23 protein-coding genes are annotated in these 22,840 nt (G+C 41.8%); 9 read left to right on the top strand and 14 right to left on the bottom strand.

Annotated elements, in window-relative coordinates:
• Positions 1-9: 9 nt before the first annotated feature.
• The 5 genes from MHI32_RS17410 to MHI32_RS17430 form a co-directional block, all read right to left on the bottom strand.
• Positions 10-879 (bottom strand): carbohydrate ABC transporter permease, encoded by an 870-nt coding sequence (locus tag MHI32_RS17410; protein ID WP_076128315.1) that lies wholly within the window; start codon positions 877-879, stop codon positions 10-12.
• Between the two features lie 18 nt (positions 880-897).
• A complete protein-coding gene (locus MHI32_RS17415) occupies positions 898-1,860 on the bottom strand; it encodes an ABC transporter permease subunit (protein WP_076184463.1) in 963 nt (320 codons plus the stop codon).
• 200 nt (positions 1,861-2,060) lie between these two features.
• The gene (locus tag MHI32_RS17420; protein WP_340010385.1) at positions 2,061-3,611 is read right to left on the bottom strand and encodes a response regulator; all 1,551 of its coding nucleotides are present in this window, start codon (positions 3,609-3,611) and stop codon (positions 2,061-2,063) included.
• A 210-nt stretch (positions 3,612-3,821) separates the two neighbouring features.
• Positions 3,822-4,169 (bottom strand): four-helix bundle copper-binding protein, encoded by a 348-nt coding sequence (locus MHI32_RS17425; RefSeq protein ID WP_036688030.1) that lies wholly within the window; start codon positions 4,167-4,169, stop codon positions 3,822-3,824.
• A 91-nt stretch (positions 4,170-4,260) separates the two neighbouring features.
• Complete coding sequence (locus MHI32_RS17430) at positions 4,261-5,280, bottom strand: GTP-binding protein (RefSeq protein ID WP_076184465.1); 1,020 nt, start codon at positions 5,278-5,280, stop codon at positions 4,261-4,263.
• Between the two features lie 165 nt (positions 5,281-5,445).
• Here MHI32_RS17430 and MHI32_RS17435 point away from each other — a divergent pair, with 165 nt between their 5' ends.
• The 5 genes from MHI32_RS17435 to MHI32_RS17455 all read left to right on the top strand — a co-directional run bounded on the left by MHI32_RS17435 (position 5,446) and on the right by MHI32_RS17455 (position 10,183).
• Complete coding sequence (locus MHI32_RS17435) at positions 5,446-5,964, top strand: molybdenum cofactor biosynthesis protein B (RefSeq protein ID WP_076128304.1); 519 nt, start codon at positions 5,446-5,448, stop codon at positions 5,962-5,964.
• Positions 5,965-6,467: 503 nt separating this feature from the next.
• Positions 6,468-7,505 (top strand): metalloregulator ArsR/SmtB family transcription factor, encoded by a 1,038-nt coding sequence (locus tag MHI32_RS17440; RefSeq protein WP_340010387.1) that lies wholly within the window; start codon positions 6,468-6,470, stop codon positions 7,503-7,505.
• 24 nt (positions 7,506-7,529) lie between these two features.
• Positions 7,530-8,327, top strand: a complete 798-nt coding sequence (locus MHI32_RS17445; protein WP_339187337.1) for an ABC transporter permease — start codon at positions 7,530-7,532, stop codon at positions 8,325-8,327.
• Positions 8,328-8,357: 30 nt separating this feature from the next.
• The gene (locus tag MHI32_RS17450) at positions 8,358-9,368 is read left to right on the top strand and encodes an ABC transporter ATP-binding protein (protein WP_282579861.1); all 1,011 of its coding nucleotides are present in this window, start codon (positions 8,358-8,360) and stop codon (positions 9,366-9,368) included.
• Complete coding sequence (locus MHI32_RS17455; RefSeq protein WP_339187339.1) at positions 9,365-10,183, top strand: ABC transporter permease; 819 nt, start codon at positions 9,365-9,367, stop codon at positions 10,181-10,183. The genes MHI32_RS17450 and MHI32_RS17455 overlap by 4 nt, the downstream gene beginning before the upstream one ends.
• A 304-nt stretch (positions 10,184-10,487) precedes the next feature.
• Here MHI32_RS17455 and MHI32_RS17460 read toward each other — a convergent pair whose 3' ends face one another.
• Together MHI32_RS17460 and MHI32_RS17465 are read right to left on the bottom strand one after the other, a co-directional pair.
• Positions 10,488-12,794, bottom strand: coding sequence for a thiamine pyrophosphate-dependent enzyme (locus MHI32_RS17460; RefSeq protein ID WP_076128294.1), 2,307 nt, complete (start codon positions 12,792-12,794; stop codon positions 10,488-10,490).
• A gap of 25 nt (positions 12,795-12,819) precedes the next feature.
• A complete protein-coding gene (locus tag MHI32_RS17465; protein WP_340010390.1) occupies positions 12,820-13,830 on the bottom strand; it encodes a 2-oxoacid:acceptor oxidoreductase family protein in 1,011 nt (336 codons plus the stop codon).
• A 473-nt stretch (positions 13,831-14,303) separates the two neighbouring features.
• Here MHI32_RS17465 and MHI32_RS17470 point away from each other — a divergent pair, with 473 nt between their 5' ends.
• Positions 14,304-14,510 (top strand): hypothetical protein, encoded by a 207-nt coding sequence (locus tag MHI32_RS17470; protein ID WP_340010392.1) that lies wholly within the window; start codon positions 14,304-14,306, stop codon positions 14,508-14,510.
• A gap of 148 nt (positions 14,511-14,658) precedes the next feature.
• Here the strand turns inward: MHI32_RS17470 and MHI32_RS17475 are convergent, their stop codons facing one another.
• The 6 genes from MHI32_RS17475 to MHI32_RS17500 all read right to left on the bottom strand — a co-directional run bounded on the left by MHI32_RS17475 (position 14,659) and on the right by MHI32_RS17500 (position 17,220).
• Positions 14,659-15,153 carry a GNAT family N-acetyltransferase gene (locus MHI32_RS17475; RefSeq protein WP_340010394.1) on the bottom strand — a complete coding sequence of 165 codons (495 nt, stop codon included), beginning with the start codon at positions 15,151-15,153 and terminating at the stop codon, positions 14,659-14,661.
• A 372-nt stretch (positions 15,154-15,525) separates the two neighbouring features.
• Positions 15,526-15,816 (bottom strand): hypothetical protein, encoded by a 291-nt coding sequence (locus MHI32_RS17480; RefSeq protein ID WP_340010396.1) that lies wholly within the window; start codon positions 15,814-15,816, stop codon positions 15,526-15,528.
• A 162-nt stretch (positions 15,817-15,978) separates the two neighbouring features.
• Positions 15,979-16,326: a RidA family protein gene (locus MHI32_RS17485; RefSeq protein ID WP_036684125.1), complete on the bottom strand. Its 348-nt coding sequence runs from the start codon at positions 16,324-16,326 to the stop codon at positions 15,979-15,981.
• Positions 16,327-16,455: 129 nt separating this feature from the next.
• Entirely contained in the window at positions 16,456-16,800 is a 345-nt protein-coding gene (locus tag MHI32_RS17490) for a YolD-like family protein (RefSeq protein ID WP_340010398.1), read from the bottom strand.
• Complete coding sequence (locus MHI32_RS17495; protein ID WP_340010399.1) at positions 16,781-17,026, bottom strand: winged helix-turn-helix transcriptional regulator; 246 nt, start codon at positions 17,024-17,026, stop codon at positions 16,781-16,783. The genes MHI32_RS17490 and MHI32_RS17495 overlap by 20 nt, the downstream gene beginning before the upstream one ends.
• Positions 17,023-17,220, bottom strand: a complete 198-nt coding sequence (locus MHI32_RS17500) for a hypothetical protein (RefSeq protein WP_340010400.1) — start codon at positions 17,218-17,220, stop codon at positions 17,023-17,025. Before MHI32_RS17500 ends, MHI32_RS17495 begins: the two co-directional genes overlap by 4 nt.
• Positions 17,221-17,492: 272 nt before the next feature.
• On the opposite strand from MHI32_RS17500, the gene MHI32_RS17505 reads away from it, so the two are divergent.
• Entirely contained in the window at positions 17,493-18,389 is an 897-nt protein-coding gene (locus MHI32_RS17505) for a hypothetical protein (RefSeq protein ID WP_340010401.1), read from the top strand.
• 670 nt (positions 18,390-19,059) lie between these two features.
• On the opposite strand, the gene MHI32_RS17510 is transcribed toward MHI32_RS17505, so the two are convergent.
• Complete coding sequence (locus tag MHI32_RS17510) at positions 19,060-19,896, bottom strand: hypothetical protein (RefSeq protein ID WP_340010402.1); 837 nt, start codon at positions 19,894-19,896, stop codon at positions 19,060-19,062.
• A 498-nt stretch (positions 19,897-20,394) separates the two neighbouring features.
• Between MHI32_RS17510 and MHI32_RS17515 the strand changes: the two genes are divergently transcribed.
• Entirely contained in the window at positions 20,395-21,738 is a 1,344-nt protein-coding gene (locus MHI32_RS17515) for an amino acid permease (RefSeq protein ID WP_036688050.1), read from the top strand.
• A gap of 95 nt (positions 21,739-21,833) precedes the next feature.
• Entirely contained in the window at positions 21,834-22,646 is an 813-nt protein-coding gene (locus MHI32_RS17520; protein ID WP_340010403.1) for a hypothetical protein, read from the top strand.
• Positions 22,647-22,840: the final 194 nt, after the last annotated feature.

Consider the following 22,840-nt stretch of genomic DNA (forward strand, 5'->3'; position numbering starts at 1 on the left):
AAATGTTATTTATTGTTTCACGGCACCGATTAAAGCGCCTTGAACAAAATATTTCTGGATAAACGGATACACCAGCATGATTGGTAACGTTGAGATAATGATAGTGGCGTATTTGATGTTCTCACCGATAGCGAAGCCTGTATCTACCCCAGCTCCCATTGACTCTGTACTGCTGCTAATCAGAATATCCCGCATTACAATTTGAATCGGATAGAGATCCTGACTGCGCAAATACAGCATCGGGGCTACATAATCATTCCAATGGTCAACCGCATAATAAAGAGTCATAACCGCGAGAATAGATTTGGACAGTGGCAGTACAATTCGGAATAAAATCAAGATATCATTAGCTCCGTCAAGCTTCGCCGACTCGATCAAGCTGATCGGTATTCCCTCAAAGCTAGTTTTCATTATCAAAAAATAAAAAGTACTAATCGCTCCAGGTATAATCATCGCCCAGCGGGTATCGACCATTCCGAGGTTCTGAATGAGCAGAAAAGTCGGGATCATCCCTCCGCCAAAAAACATCGTGAAGGTGATTAACTTCATCAGTGTTTTTCTACCGAAAAGATCTGATCTGGACAAGGAATACGCTGCGATTGATGTCATCAATAAATTAACGATTGTCCCAACAGTTACATAAAAAAGTGTATTTAAATATCCACTATAGATTTTCGAATTTTGAAATACCGCTTTGTAAGCTTCGAGCTGAAAGCCTTCAGGCAGCAGCATTAATGACCTGGAACGCAGCAGTTCGTTCGGATCACTCACAGAGGAATTCAGCACATACAGGAGCGGATAAATCGATACAGCCATGATGCCTAACAACAGCAACACATTAATACAGTCAAAGATACGTTCACCTGCCGAACGGCGCATAGGTTCACCTCCTGTTCCTCACCAAAGACTGGTGGAGTTCACTTTTTTACTAATAGAGTTGGCAAGCAAAAGCAGTGAGAAATTTATAACCCCGTTAATTAATCCAATGGCTGTGGAATACGTATAATTGCCTTCCAGCACCCCAGAACGGTATACAAAGGTTGAGATAACATCCGAGGTTTCATAGGTTGGAGCGGTCTGCATCAGTAATATTTTTTGAAAATCGGAATTCATAACCGCGCCCAGACGCAGAATCAGCATAACGACGACAGTAGGCATAATTCCCGGCAGGGTAATGTTCAGAAGCTGTTTCCAGCGACCTGCGCCATCTATTTTGGCAGCCTCATATAATTGGGGATCAATTCCGCTAAGCGCCGCCAAAAAGATGATGGAAGCCCAGCCCGCACCTTGCCAGATGTTGGAGAGAATATAAAGTGGCCGGAACATATCCTTCTCTGCCAGAAACATCACAGGCTGTAGATCAAAAAAGCTACGAACTACGTTAAACAACCCGCCATCAAGTGCTGAGAATGTTTTTAACATGCCGACAACAACCACGACTGAAATGAAATGCGGCATATAGCTAACGGTTTGAATCGTGCTTTTGAACCACTTATTCCGGACCTCATTTAACAGCAAAGCCAATATTATGGGTGCCGGAAATCCGAAAATAATACTGTAAAAGCTAAGAATCAGTGTGTTCTTAATAATCCGCCAAAAGTAGTAGCTTTCAAAAAACATTTTAAAATTATCAAACCCGATCCACTGCCCCGCCATAATCCCTTTTATAGGACTATAGGATTTCTGAAAAGCCATTAGCAGACCGTACATCGGCCCATAGCTGAAAATCAGATAAAAGAGCACCACGGGAATTAACATGATATACACATATTTATTCCGCTGCAGTTCTTTTTTCACATAAGACCATTTGCCGGGTTTCATACCGGACTTCTTGGTCAGCAGCTGATGCTTAAGCTCCATTGGTTGGCCTCCCCGTATGTAATATGACTAGCTTCCTTATGCACATAACTTTACAGGTAAAGCTGTCCTTTCCCCATGTTCATATCCGGTAATTATTTGTTCAAAACCGTGGAACCCTCTTTGTCCTCGCACACAAAAATACCCCACAGTACTTATCGATCAAGTACGTAGGGTATATGGGCTATCTTTAAATGAAACAATTATGGAGCCGTTTTTTTATATTCGGAAGGAGAAAAACCCGTGAATTTCTTGAAGGCTTTGCTAAAGTAGGATACATTATCTCCAAAACCGACTTCTTCAGCTAGAGGTCCAATCGTAAAATGTGCACATCCTTCGATGATTTCGAGCGCTTTTTGCATCCGGTATTTCATAACATAATTCGTAAACTTTTCCCCCGTTTCTTTCTTGAACATCTTACTAACATAATCAGGATTCATATAAATCTCCTGTGCAACAGTCTGCAAAGTTAATGTCTCTTCACAATAACGCCTATCCACGATACGCTTTACCTCTGCCACCATTTGCGATTGCTTACTGCGATTGCGGCTATAACGATCAAGGGTAATCTCTTCTGCAATACTCATTACAAACTGCTGAAAAGACTGGAGCGTGCTAGTCTCCATCATTCGAGGCAGCTTATCAATATATGTTTGCATCTTGTTTTGATCACTCAAACGTATAATCTCCATGAAGATCTGGATCAGATAGGATTTGGTCTTGGCAATGTCATATCTAAGATTCAGAAGTTGATGCAAAAGTGACAGCAGCTCGCATTCAGCATCTGCCCAGTGCCCCGCTTTAATGAGCATAACGAGGTGTTCGAGATCCAGTTGCAGCTCTAGACCTTCCTCATCCTCTGGAATGCTGATATCTTTTTCTGTAATTAAGCTCCCTTCCCCCAGATAAAATCTATGGCTAAGACATTCAATCGTCTGCGTGAATAAAAGCCTTACTTGCGTCAGCTCTCCAGGTTCACTTAATGCGGCCGTCAGATCAATATGATAATATTTCATAAAGGTAGCGCGGATGCTGTCTATTTTCTCAAATAAAGCAGCTTCAGACAGGTCATCTTCCATTAATAACAGAACACGCCGCCCTACGGTGGAGCTTAAAATATGATGTTGAAAAATATCTCCCGCAATATTACTGACCGCGAACAAATGCTCATATTCATGTTCTCCTTCAATCTCTACCAGCAGTAGCCTAACACGTTGACTCTGAAAATTCAGTCCAAATAGCTCACCAAAATATTTCCATTCCTCCACACCATAGGTCTTGTTCGTCACAAGCTCCTTCAGGAATTGTTCTTTGGCATGTGGAAGTACACGTTCCAGTCCATATTTTATCGATAGGATAAAGTTCTCCTCGTACTGCCGTTCCTCTCGCTTCTGAACTACCTCGCTTAGCGCTTCATTCAGGCTCTCTTCGCTGCACGGCTTCAGTAAATAATGTTTAACCCCATACTGCATCGCCATCTTAGCATAATCGAATTCTGAGAAGCCTGTCAGCATAATAAAAGAGGTCTCAGGATGAAGCGCTGTAACCGTCGCCACCAGCTCCAGCCCGTCCATTCCCGGCATACGAATATCGGTAATAATAATATCAGGTATAGCTTGCTTGATTAATTCTAATGCCTCCAAGCCATTTTGCGCGGTTCCAATAAGTTCTGTGCCCAATGCTTCCCAGTTCATTACCGATGAGATGCCATCCAGGATAATAAATTCATCATCAACTAAAAGGACCTTTTGCATGATACTGCTCCTCCAATCTTTTTTGTAAGCGCTATCAATAATATGTAAAAGGTTAAATCTGTATGTATTTAGCATTCTACATGCTTGTTTCCTTTTTTTCTACCAATAGCATGAATCAAACAGACCTGGATATAAAAAACCAGACTATTGCTATATCTCTACAGCAACAGTCTGGCTATTAGTTCATATATGAGAGTTAAGTTATACGATTTACGCATATACCTCAACAGCATCGCTAATCAAACGGCATGCCTCTGCAGCTTTACGGCAGGCATTAATACATTCTTGGCAGTGATTATGTATATGCTTGCTGCTCTCATCCGCGCATGCTTCACATATTTCTGCACATAGTTTTAGAATTCCAGATACAAACGGACTTTGACGGGTCATTGCTTGAATGGCATAAGAACAAATATCCGCACATTCACGATCGAGTCGCATGCTCTCACGAAGAGATGCAAGATCATATTCTTTTAGGCTTGAGACATAGCTGTAGTTACAGGCATTCATACTTTCGAGACAAGCGTCAATGCACTCCTGATATTGAATTCGGGTCATAGCCTTCAACCTCCTGCATTTTTAATGGTATGCCTTACTATTAACCTACAAGATTAGGAATGAACCACAGCTTCTTCTGAAGCAGAACGGATTACAGGCTTCTTTTGATCGTTCCAGGCCGAACTAAAATACGTCCTTCCATCTCCAGCAGCTTCGTGCGTAACTCACTGGATGAGAAATGTTCCCCGATAAATACAGCTACGTCTGGCACTTCGCCTTGAGGTGTGATTTTCATAAAATCAGCTTCACGGTAAGCATATTGAAAAAGAAAACGACTGGAGGTGTCATTAAAGGTCACAATGCCTTTAGCCCTATAAACATCCCGCGGAAGCTCCTTGACGAACTGCTCAAAGGTCTCGCTGTTGACAGGTCGTTTGAAGTAATGTGTGTATGCCATCACGTGATCGTGGGAAGCATGGGTGCCTCCAGAAGGTTGCAGAGCTTCCTCATGCACATGGCTTTCACTGTCGCCCTCTTCAAGCTGTGAATCCGTAAGAACTCCACCTGCGCTACGCAGAAGCTCCTCTGTGTCGATCTCACAACGCTCCGCTGGCATAATCGGTGCATAAGAATTCCATTTTCGCAGAACGGTTGTGATCTCTTCTGCTTCATCTGCTGAGACACGGTCAGTTTTATTCAGAATCAAAACAGAGGCGCAGCGAATTTGCTCCTGCATCAGTCGATAGGTTGCGCCTTGCTGCGCACGGTACAATTCGAGCAAATGCGCGGCGTCAACGACAGTGATCAAGCTTTTCAGCTCTACTTTTTGATACAGTGAAGTTTCGGTTACGCCATCTACAATTTCCAGCGGGTTCGCCGCACCTGTGGCCTCAATAACAACAACATCCGGTGATTCCTTCTTGATAAGAGTAGTTAGCTCTGTACTGAGATCTCCTCGGATAGAACAGCAGATACAGCCGCCGAGCAGCTCAGCCATAGGAACGGTTTGCTCAACCAGCAGCCCATCCAGATTCACTTCACCCAGCTCATTCATCACTACTGCCGGGCGTAAGCCCTGATCTTTCCAATGTTCCAGCAGGCGCTGCAGCAGGGTAGTTTTGCCGCTTCCCAGAAATCCTGACAATATATACACAGGTACAACCTGTTCCATGATTCATCGCTCCTTGCAAATTACGGGTATGGTAGCGAGTTTACTACATGATGCCAAAGCACGCAAGCGGCATCCCTATAACCTCAAAAGATTAGCGCTGGATAACGAAACTTGTCTTTGCTTCCTCCATACCCTATCATGAGAACATCTCTAATTTAGGAGCTGATCTCATTGTCATCCGTTGAAGAACATCGGAAGGAAGCACCACAATCCGTATCCTGCTATATCATTACCGTCTCCGACACCAGAACTACCGAAACCGATACCGGTGGAGCTTTAATCCAATCCATGCTTGAGGCTGCCGGATATGAAGTTATAGGCCGTACCATTATCAAAGACAACTATCAAGACATTCGTGAACTACTCTATAAAAACGCTGATCACACTGGAGTTGAAGCCGTACTGCTCACGGGTGGAACAGGAATTTCTCCCCGTGATACCACCTACGAAGCTGTTTCATCCTTGCTGGATAAAACGCTGCCGGGCTTCGGTGAGATTTTTCGAATGTTAAGCTACACAGAGGATATAGGTTCGGCGGCAATCCTTAGTCGAGCAATTGCAGGTACGATTGGCAACACAGCTATTTTTTCTATGCCCGGCTCCACTGGAGCCGTTAAATTGGCTATGGAACGGCTTATTATCCCGGAGCTTCGTCATGTAATGCGAGAGATATACAAACAATAATCCCACCCATTTTTTTATAAACTAGACAAATAACCAAGCATACCTTTGTTCTGTGCGTATAATACGGTAAGTTCACACACAAAGGAGCTGAAGGAAATGTCAGAAGAATGTCCAAAATGTCCGGCCCAAACTGTCACCGACCCACCTAAGGTGGTTTATCAAGATTATTACCACCCTCAAGTTGTGAATGTTATTCACCCGGTAGAAATCGTTAGACGCCATCACTGTGTCCCAGTTCCTCGCCATTGCTATACCTATTCTGTTAAAGATATCATGTGCGATAACTCTATGATGCCTAGAGGCAGAAGATAAAACTCTACTTCATAACTCTATTAAAAGAATCCTATAAGTGAGAGAAACATCCATGTCCAACGCATGGGGATGTGCTCTCGCTTTTTTCTGCATAAAAGATTTGACAATCCTGACCATTCCCCCTATAATTTTGAACACTTTACGCGAAAGTGGTTTTTGATTAACCAAACAGTTAATCGGAAAGGAAAGAGATGAGCTCACTCCAAACTTTAAATCGAAAGATCAAAACGGTCGTCAGTCCTTTTCATGAGTTATTATGCAGTCTTCATGTCTTCCATCAACCAGAACACCATCCAACAAGATTACAATGGGCTTTGGAGCTCAAGAAAAGAATGCCTCTTGCTCTACAGGAGAACATCCACACACTTGGGCAGTTGTCAGAACGTTGGATCACTCTGCTAGATTTACCGGACCGTATGGGTGTCCCTATTTCTTGCAATCAAGGAATCACTCTACTCAAAAAACTTCCGGATGCAGAGCTAGTGTATCTATTTATGAATCAAGAAATTGCACTAAGTACTATAGTCGAATGGCTGAATGAATCGGAAAGCAAGCGTTCGCTGATGAAGTTGAGTGGAAACGTGAAGTACCTGATAAACAATCTGGCTAGTGTTCGCAAGCTGTTAATCTCAACATTAATTACATACGAACATGATTATTTCGGGCAGGAATGGGACTATATTGAACCATTTATGAACATCTCAGCCGCTCAGTTTCAAGACTTAGCCAGTCGTTCCCCGGAAAAGACATTAAATACGCTCCACCCACGCCTCCTCTCAGAGAACGGGACTCTGACAGTACAAAAGGCTGTAACGTATTACTTTCCTTATGACCAGCTTGGACAAGTGTACGTTTTTCCTTCTACATTCATATTTCCGCATCTGCTTGTTGGCTGGTTCGAAGACACTTTATTTTTGCCTCTCACGGTGGATGTTCCCGGTCTTGCCTTTAGTGAGGGACCGCCGAGTGACCTGTTACGCCAACTCAAAGCTTTAAGTGATGATACGCGGATGCGAATTCTGAAACTGCTGTGGAAAGGGCCGCATTGTACCAAGCAGCTTGCGCCAATATTGGGTATTTCTGAAGCTGCAGTCTCTAAACAGCTAAAACAACTAAGTGAAGCAGGATTTACCCAATCACAGCGAAAAGGGAATTATTTATTTTATTCAGTGAACAAAGAAGTCTTTGATAATCTGCTCATCCTGCAAAGGCAGTACCTTGAACAATGAGGTTAATGAAAGGTGTGAGTACATATGTGGCATATCGCTATCGCAACCCTAAAAAGAAACCAAAAATCTAATCTTAGAGCCTTTCCCTGGACCTTTACATTCGGGCACATTATTGATGGAGTTTATCTAGTCATCATCTCTTATTTTTCTTATGTGTATCTAATCAAAGGGGATATAGATTCAAAATTTGCTATCTATAGTGGCAGTGAGGACTATCTGACCTATGTAATTATTGGAGGTATGCTCAGTATATTTTCCGTCAGTATGATGATGAATGTATCCAGGGCACTTATTACCGAATGGAGAGAAGGTACACTTGAGGCACTGCTGCTCTCCCCTTCAAGCCGGAGCGGTTATTTTCTAGGAAACGCAGTCCAGCAGTTGTATCGAAGTGGGGCGGAATTGCTGGTAGTTCTCTTCTTTGGCCTTTTAGCAGGACTTCGACTCCCCTCCGTTGACTTCCTATCTGTCTTCATGGGAATTTTGCTATTTTTACTATCGTGTTATGCGATGGCGCTGGTGCTAGGAAGCATTATGCTTTATACAAGGGACACCTTCATTGTGCAAAATACTCTATTTACGCTAACTGCTCTACTGTGTGGATTTCAGTTTCCAAGGCAATACTTACCTGACTACTTGCAGGCTATAGGTGAGATTTTCCCATTGACCTATGCGCTACAACTCCTTCGAGGCTCGCTGCTAACTGGAGAAACAATACGATTACCTGACATATGGCCAATCATACTGCTTAGTGTTGTATACATAACGGTTGGTCAATGGACAAACCGGCGCATAGAGCGCGGGTTGTTCGAACGATTCTAAAACCTTGGAGGGGTGAAACCATTGATTAATATGCATGAAGTTACTAAGATTTACGAGAGCAAACATAAACTGAGCTGGTTCCGTTCGGAAAAAAGATCAGTGACAGCAGTGAAATCACTATCTTTAGATATCGCTGCAGGGGAAATCGTAGGTCTTCTCGGTCTAAATGGCGCTGGAAAAACCACAACAATACGTATGCTTTCTACTCTCCTAGAGCCAACCTCCGGCAGTATTGAAGTCGATGGAATGTCACTACACAAAAATCGACAGGCCATTCAGCAAAAAGTAAATATGATCGCCGGAGGAGAACGAATGTTGTACTGGCGGCTCACTGGTAGAGAGAATCTTCAATACTTCGGTAAACTCTATGGAATGAACAGCCCTCACATCGCTAGAGAAGCAGGACGTCTTCTGGAGGAAGTAGGTTTGACCCAAGCTGCTGACCAACCTGTTGAACAATATTCTAAAGGGATGAAGCAACGGCTGCAAATCGCCCGCGGACTTATCAACGATCCACAATACTTATTTCTAGATGAGCCCACACTTGGCCTTGATGCCCCTATTGCCAGGCAGCTTCGCAGTACGATAAGAAAGCTTGCACTGGACAGTGGAAAGGGTATCCTTCTGACCAGCCATTATTTACAGGAGGTCGAAGAACTTTGTGACCGAGTTTATGTACTGAATCGAGGCGAGCTTCTGCTCTGTGACAAACCTGAGCGGATTGTCCATCAGGTTGCAGGCTCGCAAACTGCTCATTTAGAGGTTACAGGCTGGCATGAATCACTTCGTCCCAAGCTACTAGAGCATCTACGAACATTTACTCAGCCTGCGGAATTAATGGGTGTCTGCGCAACAGAAAAACTAGAACTTCAAAATGATGGACTGCAGCGCATTTCTGTAAAAACACCTTCGGCTGATAGAATCATTACAGAGCTGCTGCCATGGACTACTGAGCAGGGGCTTAGCATTAAAAGCTTCGCATCCGAAAAACCTACTTTGGAGGATGCGATTATCCTCCTTTCGGAAGGAAGGGTATCATGAACTTACATAGCTTATGGTTTACCCTTAGCGCGGAGATCACTAAGCAGCATCGAAATAGAGTTAAGGGACGCGCAGTGTTTTTTTCACTTCTACTCTGGTCGGCGCTCACCTTTTTAACCACCTACTTTACTATGCAGCCCTTTAGAACCGGAGCAGGATCAGCACTCTCAAAAGTAATACCAGATGGACGGATTCCCCTTTTTCTGCTGAGCGGATATCTCGTCTTTCAGTTATACTGGACGGTTGTGCAAGCCGCATGGTTATTCGAACAAGAACGCAAAGGGGGCACACTTGAGGTAGTGTTCCTAACGCCAGCGTCAAAAATGGCCTTCCTGTATGGACGTTCCGTATATTCACTATTTCACGGAATATGGATGTTCGCTTGCTTCTCCATTCTGACTTTCATTTTTCTTGCGGACGTAACGACTGTTAACTGGGGCGCCTTATTACCTGTATTAATACTTATCATGATATCAGCGGTTATATGGGGAGCTTTGCTGTGTGCGATATCTCTATTCTCAAGGGATTCAGGGCTACTCTATTACATCTTTCAAGCACCAATGGAGCTGTTTGGCGGGGTTCGTATTCCACCAGCAGTATTCCCAGCATGGGCAACGGGTTTATCCCTTCTGTTTCCACTCACATATAGTCTGGTTCTTGTGCGCGGGGCGTTATACGATAATATCGGTACTAGCTGGTGGTGGGCTCTCGGCGCTTTAATCGTAGGTAGTGCTTGTCTTGTCATTTGTACCCGCTATCTTCTGGTTAGAGCAGAACAACATGCAAGAGTAAAAGGAAACTGGACTTTATTCTAACTGTAAATGACCAAGTCTTTTACACATAGGACCTAAGAGACGTTATTTGCTGGTTTTTAGCTTTTTCAGAAGTTTCGCGGACTCCAGTGACACTATTCCTTCAAAAAGGGTTCATTTTGGGAGTTTTAGGGCCGATAACTGCTTTGGAGTCCGTTAGAATTTCAAACGGGAGAGAAAGCTTTGTTTAAGGTCAGTGGGGTCCGAAAACTGCTTCTTACGCGCAAATGCTCCCTAACCACACAATAACCCGGCAGACAAATCTGCCGGGTTATTTCATATTTTATATACTGGAGATAGACACAGCTTATAAGTCAGGATGTTCGTGTTTTGCCTTGAGACGATTCCAACGGCGCTCAACTTCTTCTTCGAAGCTGTGTAAAGCTGGCTCATTCTCAGGTTTCAACAAATGACGAGTTTTACCCATTGTCTTCAGCCATGCTGAGAGCTCAACACGTTTGCCCTTATCTTCAGGATTATATGTGATATTCGTAGAACCATGCTCTACTTCATATAACGGGAAGAAGCAAGACTCAACAGCTAATGATACGATGTTCGTGCCTTCCTTATCATCAGACATCCAGTTTAGCGGACATGCGATCAGGATTTTACCATACACCAAACCTTCGTTTTGTGCGTACCACTGTGCTTTTGCCGCTTTTTTCACCAGATCCTGCGGATAAGCCTCCGAACCCGTGAAGACATAAGGAATATTAGTAGCCGCCATAATTTGTGCTGTATCTTTATGCTGAGTAACTTTACCTTGCTGCTGCTTGCCGATACTGGAGGTTGAAGTACGGTGACCCAGTGGTGTCGAATAGGACTGCTGTGCTCCAGTATTCATGTAACCCTCGTTATCGTACTCTACAATAATCATTTTGTGACCACGCAGTGCAGCTCCAATTGCCGGTCCCATCCCGATGTCCATACCGCCATCTCCGGTTACCATAACAAACGTAAAGTCCTCTTTAAGCCCTAGTCCATCCAGCTCACCGCGACGTTTGCGTTCCCAGAACATCTCTACGACACCGGACAAGGTAGCCGCTCCATTTTGGAAAAGATTATGGATAAACGTTGATTTATGGGAGGAATACGGATACCCCGTAGTCGTTACCATGGCACAGCCTGTATGATAAAGTGCGACGATATCCCCTTCAATCCCTTTGAAGAAAGTCTCCAGTCCTGAGAAAATCCCGCAACCTGGACACGCACCATGCCCTGGGGAGAGCCGTTTAGGTTTCTTCGTCAAGCTGCGCAGTGGCGGAATCCGTACGCTTAATTTGCCTGTTGCTTCATCCTGTTTCACAGTAATTAACCCTGTCTTCAGTGAGTCAAAGTCCATTGGCTTCAGAAGACGTTGCGGAGCTTTATCTGGTGTACCCGGATTGTGGCCATAATAATCAAATGGTATGTCTACTCGATCTGCAGCAACAGCATCTATTGCTAATTGGAAAAAGGCATGACCATCTTCTGCGTAGAAGTCCTTACCACCCAAACCGTAGATACGGCTAATTACTTTAGTCGTAGTGTTGCCATATGTGAACAGGGCTGCCTTGATTTCATTGACCATGTTACCACCATGTCCGCCAACAGAATCTGCACGGTCACCAACGGTGATTGCTTTAACATTTTTCAGCGCTTCAGCAATTTGCTTCTGCGGGAAAGGACGGATCATATTCGGCGAGATTGCACCGGCTTTGATCCCTTGCAACCGAAGCTGATCCACAACATCCTTAATAATCTCAGAGGCAGAATTCATCAAGAATACGGCTACTTCAGCATCTTCCATCCGATATTCCTCGATCATTGGATAATGACGTCCGGTTAACTCAGCAAATTCCTTCGCAATTTCTTCAAAAACTTCACCCGCATTGTACATAGCTACGGACTGCTGATAGCGGTTGTTAATATAGTCAGGTTCGTTCATATAAGGACCAACCGTTACCGGATTATTGCGGTCTAAAGTATCGGTAAAGCCTGTTGGAGGCTGCGGTCCAACAAATTTATGAACATCCTCCCGATGAGTAAAAGCTTGAACGCGGCGTTTCTGGTGGGAGGTGAAATATCCATCTGAAGCCACCATTACCGGAAGACGAACTTTAGCATGTTCCGCAAGCTTCAATGCCATTAGGTTCATATCATAAACAGATTGTGGATCCCGGCACATTAAAATAGGCCAACCTGTATTCAAAGCAAAATACAAATCTGAATGGTCCCCGTGAATATTCAGCGGTCCAGAGATCGAACGGCAGATTAGATTCATAACCATAGGCATACGCGTACCAGCTTGTACAGGCAATTGCTCAAGCATGAACATATAACCTTGGGCACTGGTAGCATTAAATACACGTCCGCCAGCCGTTGAAGCGCCATAACAGATTCCAGCAGAGCTATGCTCGCCATCTGACGGAATCAGCATAATATCATGCTGGCCATTCGCTTTCATCGTATCAAGAAATTGCGCTACTTCTGTCGATGGAGAAATCGGAAAATACCCCATTACATGATAATTTATCTGATGAGCAGCATAAGCCGCCATTTCATTGCCGGATTCATATAGGAATTTCTGCTCTACTTTAGCAGAGCCTACTTCTTTTTCATAATCTATAGCCACGTGTATTCCACCTTTCCTCCGTTAATTAGGCCTCAGTAACGAGATCAAAAATATGCCGGACCGTATGACTCTCTGCGTAGCCCTCTTCCTCACGTTCGCCAGACAAGGCAGTTGTAGGACAAGCTTCTACACATTTTAAACAGCCTTTGCAGTATTGATAATCAATACCTTGCAGGAACATTTGTGGACGTCCCTTCTTATCAGGCTGCTCATCCCAAACAAAACACAGATCAGGACACACCGTATCGCACTGCGCACAATGAATACAATCCTCCTGCTTAAAATGAGGCAGCAAACCGGAGCGTGAAATGCTCAAGTTCTTTAAAAAGCTGCTGCCAGGATTCGTAATGGTACCGCCGATTGGCTGTGTTTCATAACCCAATGTGGAAATATCAGACCGCACGAACTCAGGCATTGTCACGCCCGCAGGTAGTGGAAAATGCATAAACTTAACTTCATTAAATCCACGGTCGAAAGTAGTCAGTGCTGACTGTACTGCCTGTGGATATTTTTTGCCTAGTGATTTCTCTATAACGCCTTTCATAATTTCAGGGTCCAAGAAATCACACATCCGGAACAACGCGCCTAGCATCGCCATATTAACGCGGTTTTTCTCATCTAAGGCGATAGTTGTAGCATCAACGACTGCAATAGTTCCTGCCATCATATTCAGGGATGATTTCAATTCCTCCGGCGATTTTGCTGAGTTCACCAATACTGTGCTATGTTCATAAATTCCGCTAATTACGTTAACTGTCTTTGCTAATGCTTCGTGAAATACCCCAACAACATGCGGACGCTCAACCGGAGACGTGTCACGAATAGGCGTATTCAAATCACAAAACCGGATATGCGCTTTTACCGCTGATCCCTTCTTCTCCGAACCATATGACGAAAAGCTGACCCCATTCATTCCAGCACCGACAACACCTGCTTCTGCAAGCATTTTACCAGCCAGGTTCGCACCCAACCCTCCAATTGACTCCAGACGAATCTCAAAAAATCCGAGCTCGTTCACTTTTGGTAACTGTACCACCGACATAGCCCCTTTCAGAATGTCATCTAGTATAATATCCTTTTGACTTTTTCAACGATTGTAACTTGATTTTGCAAGACGCGAAGTGACAAATCTTGCATTTTCCAAGTGTTGCCTAAGCTTATTTATCTACTTTCATTTAGCAATAAAATTAAAAATTAAGATGTTAAATTCATCACATTCTTCGTGATCTATGCATAGTATCAACAACATCGTCAATAACCTTTGTTCCTTTTTCCAATTGATTTTTTTGCATCCTCTATGTATCAATAGCATTGTTAAAAAACAGAAAAAACGAATAACATTTTTACTCCTTGTGGGGAACCTGTGGGGAAAGCCCACAAAGAAAGAGACCCGGGTTATTCCCCCGGGTCATCCACTTTAAGAATATCTTTAAAAGGTATTTTAACGGTGTCATCGCATCCTACTTAATAGGACGAAGTAAAGAAAATTAACCTTAGGGGATGGAAAAATTGAAAATCGAAGAATTAACGCTTGGCGTTCAAGTCCGTATCATAGATGGTTTCCATATCAGTAAGATCGGCATTGTTATAGCTAAAGGAACAAAAAATGTCTTGCTCGATATTGGAGAGCCGTTACTTATTAGTGTGCTGCCAGCACATCTAAAACCAGCACCTGAGGATCCATTACCACCAGGATGGGAAGAAATCAAGGTATAAATTATCTAATTAAAATGCCTTATCAGTGATTATACTGATGAGGCATTTTAATTAGATAATTGTTTTAGGGTCTTATTGTCTTTATTGAGCTATCGTTTCCCGTTAGCGTAATGAATTTTACCGAATGTTCCGATGCGTGATTATGGTGTTATTTGTAGTTCCTACCTTCTAAAGAATATACATAATCTATATGTTCTCTAACAAAACCCTCAACTTTTCTTTTTTTATGTATTTTGAATCCAACACTCTCATACATTTTTTGAGCAGATATAAAGTCGATATTAGTAGTTACAACAATTTTCCTAACATCATTTTTTATGATTCTATTAACAGCTTCTTGGAGTTGCATTTTACCATAACCATTGCTTTTTTGTTTTGTAGCAATACAATTATGTCCGATTTCCACATAATCAGGTACATTTCTTGGGTCCCATGAAACAAAACCAATTGCTTCATCGTTTAATGTAGTAATAAACCCACATTCATCTGCAATCTGTAAATTATCAAAGAAGAAATTATCAAATTCCTGCCAATCTGAACTACAATTTTGTTCATATCTGCAATCAAATAAGTAAGCATCTGTCAACAATTCAAAGATTAAACCACGGTTAAAATCACTTACTTTTCTAAATTTAATACTCATAAATTAATCTCCTTTTCTTTGCTTAGATGTATAATATTAATTTCTCGTCCATATATTTTCAAACTATTTTAGCTTGTATGTCGCATAACGTTAATCACGAAGTTCGTAAATACTCCATCTCAAAAAGAGTTCGAGAAACGATTGAGCTATCCTGCCCGTTACTTCAATATAAAAAGCAGATTGCATTAGCAGTCTGCTCTTTACGCTATCGTTTCTCGTTAGTTGAACGAGCAATTCGTCTTATTCTTCGTACAACCATTCAAAATCATCATGTAGAATATATTCGTTTGGTCCTAATTCCATTGAATAACTTGAACAGACTATATCCTGTTGGTTATATTCGTTTCCGTTATCAATTCCTAAATAAATATGTTAAAGTAGTTTGTTTGATTTTGCTCGCTCAGGGACTCTTTCAAGCATCCTTGAGGATTTAACAATTGCAGAACGATAAAATTCGCTCCATTCATCAAATTCCATACAATAAGGCAAGTTAGCGTAAACGACACCTGAGAAAGTTAAAATTGCTTCCCTAACCTTATATGTGAAATTATGTTCACCTCGGTCAACACGCTCAACTACCTTTAAAAAGTGAACCTCAATCGATTTGTTTTCGTAGTCTACTATTAGTTTTTTTATAACTGAATCATACATGTAAATCATCATTATTTTTATAATCTTCTATACTCATTTAATCCTCCCATATTGGGCTAGTTCCTTAGTTAAGTTATTCGCTAAGCAATGAATCAATCCTGCCCTATATCTTAATGAAAAAGAAGCACTGCGGATCGCGTGCTGCTTCTTCGTGCGTTGAACAAAAGTTTCTCGTTAGTTCAATCCTTTGTATGCTATTCCGTCAATCATCATAAGACAATCAGAGTCAAAAAACTCTGTCGTAGATGTCATTCTAGCAGGGAATTTATCCTTTTCAAAATACTCACAAAAAACCTGTTCCATTTCAGGTAAGTCCTTAATGTACTTTAGGTATACATTCACCTTAACAACATTATCCAGTGGTACATCAAGTTGATTAAGAGTCTCTTTTAAGTGTGAGAAAGTATTGTGAATCTGTTCTGTAAAGCTCTGTCCAAAACCCCGATGTAATCCGAGAAACACATAGTCACCAGCCGCAACAGCAGATGAATAACTAAATGGTGTTGAAATTCGATTTATCATATACATGGCCTCCTATGTATTAAGTTCCATAATATATTTTAGAACATACGTTTTAAATGTAAATATTTACTTGTTGGCTCTCCACGCAATCCTGCCCGTTAGCTTAATACGAGATAAAGCGACACTCGATTAAGTGATTGCCTCAATAATTTCCTCTAGTTTAATCCATTCCCAATCGTCATCATGATGGAACTTAATCTGTTTCAACTGCCGATCGACTCTCATGACTATTCCATGGATGGATCTGTCCTCATATTCCCCAAACAATGTAATCGTGATCGGACTGCAATCCTCTAAAGATTGAGCTAATACCTGTGAGATTTCAGCTAATGCTTGGGGATCTAAATCAGGCTTTGATCGCACCTCTTCTTTCAGCGAATCGTCCAGAATCCTATTTTTATGCTCAGGTATTATCACCCGACTTCCCTCCCATAGTCCATTACCTTCAAGTTTCTTACGCTGTTGTGATTTCATTGTCTTCGTCGACTCCCTTAATAACTCTCAACGCTCGTGGCATGTTCTTACCTCTCTGTATGTACCCCTTGATCTCTAAGCGCTCCATGTGCGCATGTATTACCGCTGTAGATGACAATCCTACCTCCTTGGCAAGCTCCCGCAAAGTAGGTGGATAGTGATTGACTTTGATCATCTTAATCAACGCTTCAAGGACTTCTTTTTCTTTATTCGTTAATGGCTTCATGCAATTGCTCCTTTATCACTTGGCTGCCAAGCTAATATGTTTGTCGCTAGAAACACCCTCGGCGCTCCAGTGTTTAAACAAGTTGCGCGAATCTTCCCATCCTTTATGCCTTTCACTTCAATTTTGCGCTGAGTGATTTTACCGACTTTATCAGAGTAAATAATTTCAATGGTTTGACCAATCTGCATATGCATGTTGATAGCCCCTAAAATAAGAACATTTGTTTGTATTATATACGAACATACGTTTCATAAGCAACAAGTAAACGATCACTCAAATTCCTGCATATGTATTTTTAAAGAACATATATATTTTATCCCATATAAAGTAATTAATGTTTAGACATATTCCTCCATTAAAAGTTAATATTCAAACGTTACGCAAAATAAAGGTGGGATTCAATGAAAAAGAATAAATAGATTAAAAAGTGGAGTTATCAGAACATTAATAAGGAGGAGTGTATCAGATGAAAAAGTTTAAAATAGCTTTACTATTCGTTTTTAGCTTCGTTTTTATTTTTTCGGCTTTACCTATGAAAGAGACTTTCGCTGCTTCTGAAGGATTATTAGATGGGAAAATTTTCTCAGTGGGAACTAATGCATACTTACAAATGTACACTACTACTAAAATTACAGATGGTGATTCAAAAACCTCAGAGGACTTCAGTTCCACTAATAGGGTTATGTGGATAGATATCGAAAAAACTGATATAAAATACTATAGATATACAGGCAATAAACACATTTCTGTACTTCTTTACACCACTGATCTTTCTACCACTTCGGCTGCCTTTTCTGCGATTCCAGATGGTGTAATTCGTGAAATTCCACTTTCTCCTATCACACAAAAAGGAATTACAAGAATAGGTCTATATGCTGGAGAAGGGTGGTCAGCAAGTGAATTCAATGTTTATTCAGAAATGCCAACACCTACGCCGACTGTAACCCCGTCGCCAACACCAACGGCTACTCCAGTGCCTACAAGTACTCCTAGCCCAACTGTTACACCAACACCAACTGCTACACCAACACCAACGGCTACTCCAGTGCCTACAAGTACTCCTAGCCCAACTGTTACACCAACAGTGACGCCTAAACCTACAGCAACTCCAGAGCAGCCAACAGGTGATCGTGCTATTCTTACCATCACTCTGGTGAATGGAACAGAAAAAGAATACGACCTACCAATTGCAGAAGTAGATGCATTCTTGAAATGGTATGACTCCCGTGATGCTGGTAGAGGACCAGGTTCATATGCTATTGATAAGCATACAAATAACAAAGGACCTTTCAGCAAACGTAAAGACTATGTTGTATTCGATAAAATACTCACATTTGAGGTAAGTGAGTACACAATTCAATAAACAAAAACACCCCCGTCGACCACTTAAGGTTGACGGGTTATTTCATAATTTGGGAATTTACTGTGTGCACCATTACAATGCCACGTATCTCCTTATCCTCAACTAAGTCAAAAAGCGTTGATCCCTAGCTGATTATCTTCCTTATATTGATTAAAAAAATAACCTATATTAGAAGACATGATTGGTGACACCAATCTGTATCCTAATATAGGCTTTCAGGTATTTAATCGATTTTTGCCAATTCGGAAAATTCCCCTTACTTGGTCATATATACTACTATTTATCGTTTACTTTACATCAAAACGAAAGATTGCTAGAACGCTCTCCTCTGTAGCTCATATAGAATGACCCAAACATGAGTTATCCGAACTAGTTTTATAAATATAGATTTAAAGTTTAAAGAGAATAAAAACCGACACTAATAAAGAAATAACGCCGGCGATTCCCAAAAGAAAATTTGAAGCAGTGGAATATTTTTTTTCATAATGTGATTCTCCCAATTGTAAAAACAATGACACACTCATACTCAAAACCATAAAAAATAGGTAGATTGAGTGATGAGGATCTAGGAAAATCAGGACGACAAATATTACTGTTACAATGTTGAAAAAATAGCGTGCAAATCTGATTAGAGATGTGTTTTGCAATTGATACACCTCACAAACATTTATTAATACTCGTTCACAACTTGTCCTCCATTATTATACAACACACTATAAGCATTTTTTATAGCGGCCCGGCCACTATTCCCATTTTCATAGATTGCATAAGCACTTGCAGAAGACCCTATAAGCCCCAGCACAAATCCCGGTGTCAATATGCCTGCACCGGACGCTATAAGAGCTGCAGACGCAGTTGAAATATTTGAACGAGCGCTGGCTACATTATTAGCATACATTTTAAAATCTGATACAACAGAACCTTGGTTAGCCAACAAGACTACTTTAGGCCATTTTTCGCCTCCAGGATCAAGAAAAAAGTTAGTATTGTCTGAATAGGAAAAACATTGGAAGCGAGTAGCATTCGAAGTTGTAGCGTTTGTATAATATGCACCGTAGTAGTATCCGCCTGCTTCAGTAAGATATCTAGGCATCAACCCTAATTCTTCATTCAAAGATACTTCTGAGTTCAGCACTTCATCACTAAGTTGCTGTCCATCAATAAAATAATCGCCAGCAGATGTGATTACTATTTCCGTGTGTTTAATTTCATCTTGAAATAGCCTAGCATAATCACTTGATGGCTCATTAAAAGTGTACCGAATGTCTTCTTTAAGATCAAGTTTTGTTTCTGTGTCTGTGATTATCTTTTCAATAATTGTGTCTACTGTTTTTGTACCTACTACCTCATTGTTATCATCAAAAACATCAGTAGTGAGATTATAGGGTATAATTTCGCTTGAGTTTTCTGTAGTTCTTTCTGCTGAATTGGCATAAGTTGAACCTGAGAAAACAATCACGATACACAAGGTCATTATTAAACTGGTGATTTTCTTAAAATTATTCATTATTATTCTCCCTCAAATTTTATTTTTATTTTTAAATCCCTATCCTCCTCCCTATTAAATTTGCGTTCAACAAAACAATATCACACATCATTTGAGAATAATGTCGTTTTATGTATTTTAAACAACATCATCCTTAAAAGTTAATATTTAGTGAACTTTTGGCAATATATAACTACATCATGTTGCGCGTACTTGCCGACTTTATCTATGTAAACAATTTTACCAATCTGCATTTCCATGCTAATAGCTTTCCAATAACAAGAACATTCGTTCGCTTTATAATCAAATGTGTATTCGTTAATCAACATAAAAAAAATCCCGCCAACCATTTAAGGTTGACTGGGTATTTGTTATACACACTTATGATAAATATCACACACCGATGAAAAATCACCTCTATTTCTACAAATGTGTATCATTTATACTTTTCAACTAGTCCATTTCAGGATAAACTGATTCTTGGTGTAATTTTTTGAACCTACTTAGGAGGCATTAAATGTGAAGTCAAACGAAGCATCATTACAGAAAAAATTGCTTCCACGGCATATCAGCTTTATGGCGATGGGCGGCGTAATCGGTACGGGGATTTTTAAAGGAAGCTCTGAGACGATAAGCATTGCTGGACCAGGGGTTGTTCTCTCCTATGTATTGGCAGGCTTGCTGCTACTAGTCGTTATGGGTGCAATTGCCGAAATGGCCACGGTATACCCGAACAAAAATATGAAGGAATTCATCCGCGAGGCTTTTGGAGAACGGCTCTCCTTCATCGTGGGTTGGCTATATTGCTTCATGTGGTTGACTGTCTGCGTAATCGAAGTGCTGGCGGCAGGAAGCTTCTTGCAGTACTGGTTACCGGATGTTCCATTATGGCTACTGAGTCTAGCAAGTGGTGCTTTAATTATTGGCATCAATATGATGAGTGTAAGCGGTTATGGAGAGACGGAGTTTTGGTTAGCAGGAATCAAAATAGCTATGATTATCATCTTTATTATTCTGGGAGCTGCATTATTGTTTGGGCTATTGCCTATGTCTGAAGGGACTCCCTATTTAAGTAATTTTACGGATTATGGCGGATTATTCCCACAAGGCTGGACACCTATCTTCTCTGCCCTTCTGGTCGTCATGTTCTCCTACGGCGGATCTGAGCTGATTGGACTAACTTTAACAGAAACTCAAGATGCAGAAAAAGTGTTGCCTAGAGTTGTCAAAAGCTTCATTTTACGTGTTATTCTGTTCTACACCATTCCAATTCTGATCATCTGTGGGTTAATTCCTTGGAATCAGCTTAACGAGCATACCAGCCCCTTTGTGCAGGTATTAGCAGCTACAGGACTTAAGGGTGCTGACCATGTTATGAACTTCATACTGATTACGGCTGTGCTCTCTGCTGCTAACTCTGGTATCTACGGCGCCACACGGATGTTGCACTCTTTGGCTTCACAGGGTGAAGCTCCACGTAGCTTAGCAAAGACCTCAGCAAAAGGTGTGCCGATCAACAGTCTTAAACTTTGCGCTATAGTTCTTTTTGTTGGTTCTATGTTAGCGTACTTCGCACAGGATGGACTTTTCCGGCTGCTGATGGCTGTTCCCGGCTTCGTAGTAAGCTTGGTATGGATCAGCATCTGCCTATCACAGCTGAAGCTGCGGAAAACCTATCCTAAAGAGCCAAGCTTTAAAGTGTGGGGTTTCCCTTATATTACGATTTTGACGCTTATCTGTTTGTCGGTTATCACGATTTCCTTCCTTTTCGACACTCAGAACCGGATCAGCATAGGCACATGTCTGGGCTTCCTGCTGATGCTTACCATCTGGTCATTCGCTAAATTCCGAAAGAAGAACTAAACTATATATCTCGCACTTACATGAAAAAAGGTGTATCCATTATTCTTCGCGATCGCGTAGAACGGGGATACACCTTTTCTTATGGGACCGTTGATTTGCCTACTCGCATCGAATTCGCCCTATTCTACGGAATTTATACCGTTGATTTGCTCACTCACACCGGATGCGCCCCATTCTGCGGGATTTATACCGTTGATTTGCCTACTCGCATCGAATTCGCCCTATTCTACGGGATTTATACCGTTGATTTGCTCACTCGCACCGGATTCGCCTCATTCTGCGGGATTTATACCGTTGATTTGCTCACTCGCACCGGATTCGCCTCATTCTGCGGTATATATACCGTTGATTTGCTCACTCGCACCGGATTCGCCTCATTCTACGGGATTTATACCGTTGATTTACCTAATCGCACCGGATTCGCCCCATTCTACAGGATTTATACCGTTGATTTACCTACTCACACCGGATGCGCCTCATTCTACGGGATTTATACCGTTGATTTGCCTACTCTCACCGGATTCGCCTCATTCTGCGGGATTTATACCGTTGATTTTCCTACTCGTACCGGATGCGCCTCATTCTGCGCGATTTATACCGCTGATTTTCCTACTCGTACCGGATGCGCCTCATTCTACGGGATTTATACCGTTAATTTGCTCACTCGCACCGGATTCCCCTCCTTCTGCGGGATTTATACCGTTGATTTGCCTCCTCGTATTGGATTCGCCCTATTCTACGGGATTTATACCGTTGATTTGCTCACTCGCACCGGATACGCCTCATTCTGCGGGTTTTATACCGTTGATTTTCCTACTCGCACCGGACGAGCCCCATTCTACGGGATTTATACCGTTGATTTGCTCACTCACACCGGGCGCCTCATTCTACGGGATTTATACCGTTGATTTGCTCACTCGCACCGGATTCGCCTCATTCTACGGGATTTATACCGTTGATTTACCTAATCGCACCGGATTCGCCTCATTCTAAGGGATGTACTTATTCTTTTGGGGGTATGATAATTTGTCGATATACTTTAACTAGTGTTCTGTTGCACAAAATGCAACAAAAGCCAAATCAGATATACGCGGACAAACTA

The sequence above is a fragment of the Paenibacillus sp. FSL H7-0690 genome, from assembly GCF_037980415.1.
Classification (GTDB): domain Bacteria; phylum Bacillota; class Bacilli; order Paenibacillales; family Paenibacillaceae; genus Paenibacillus_AQ; species Paenibacillus_AQ odorifer.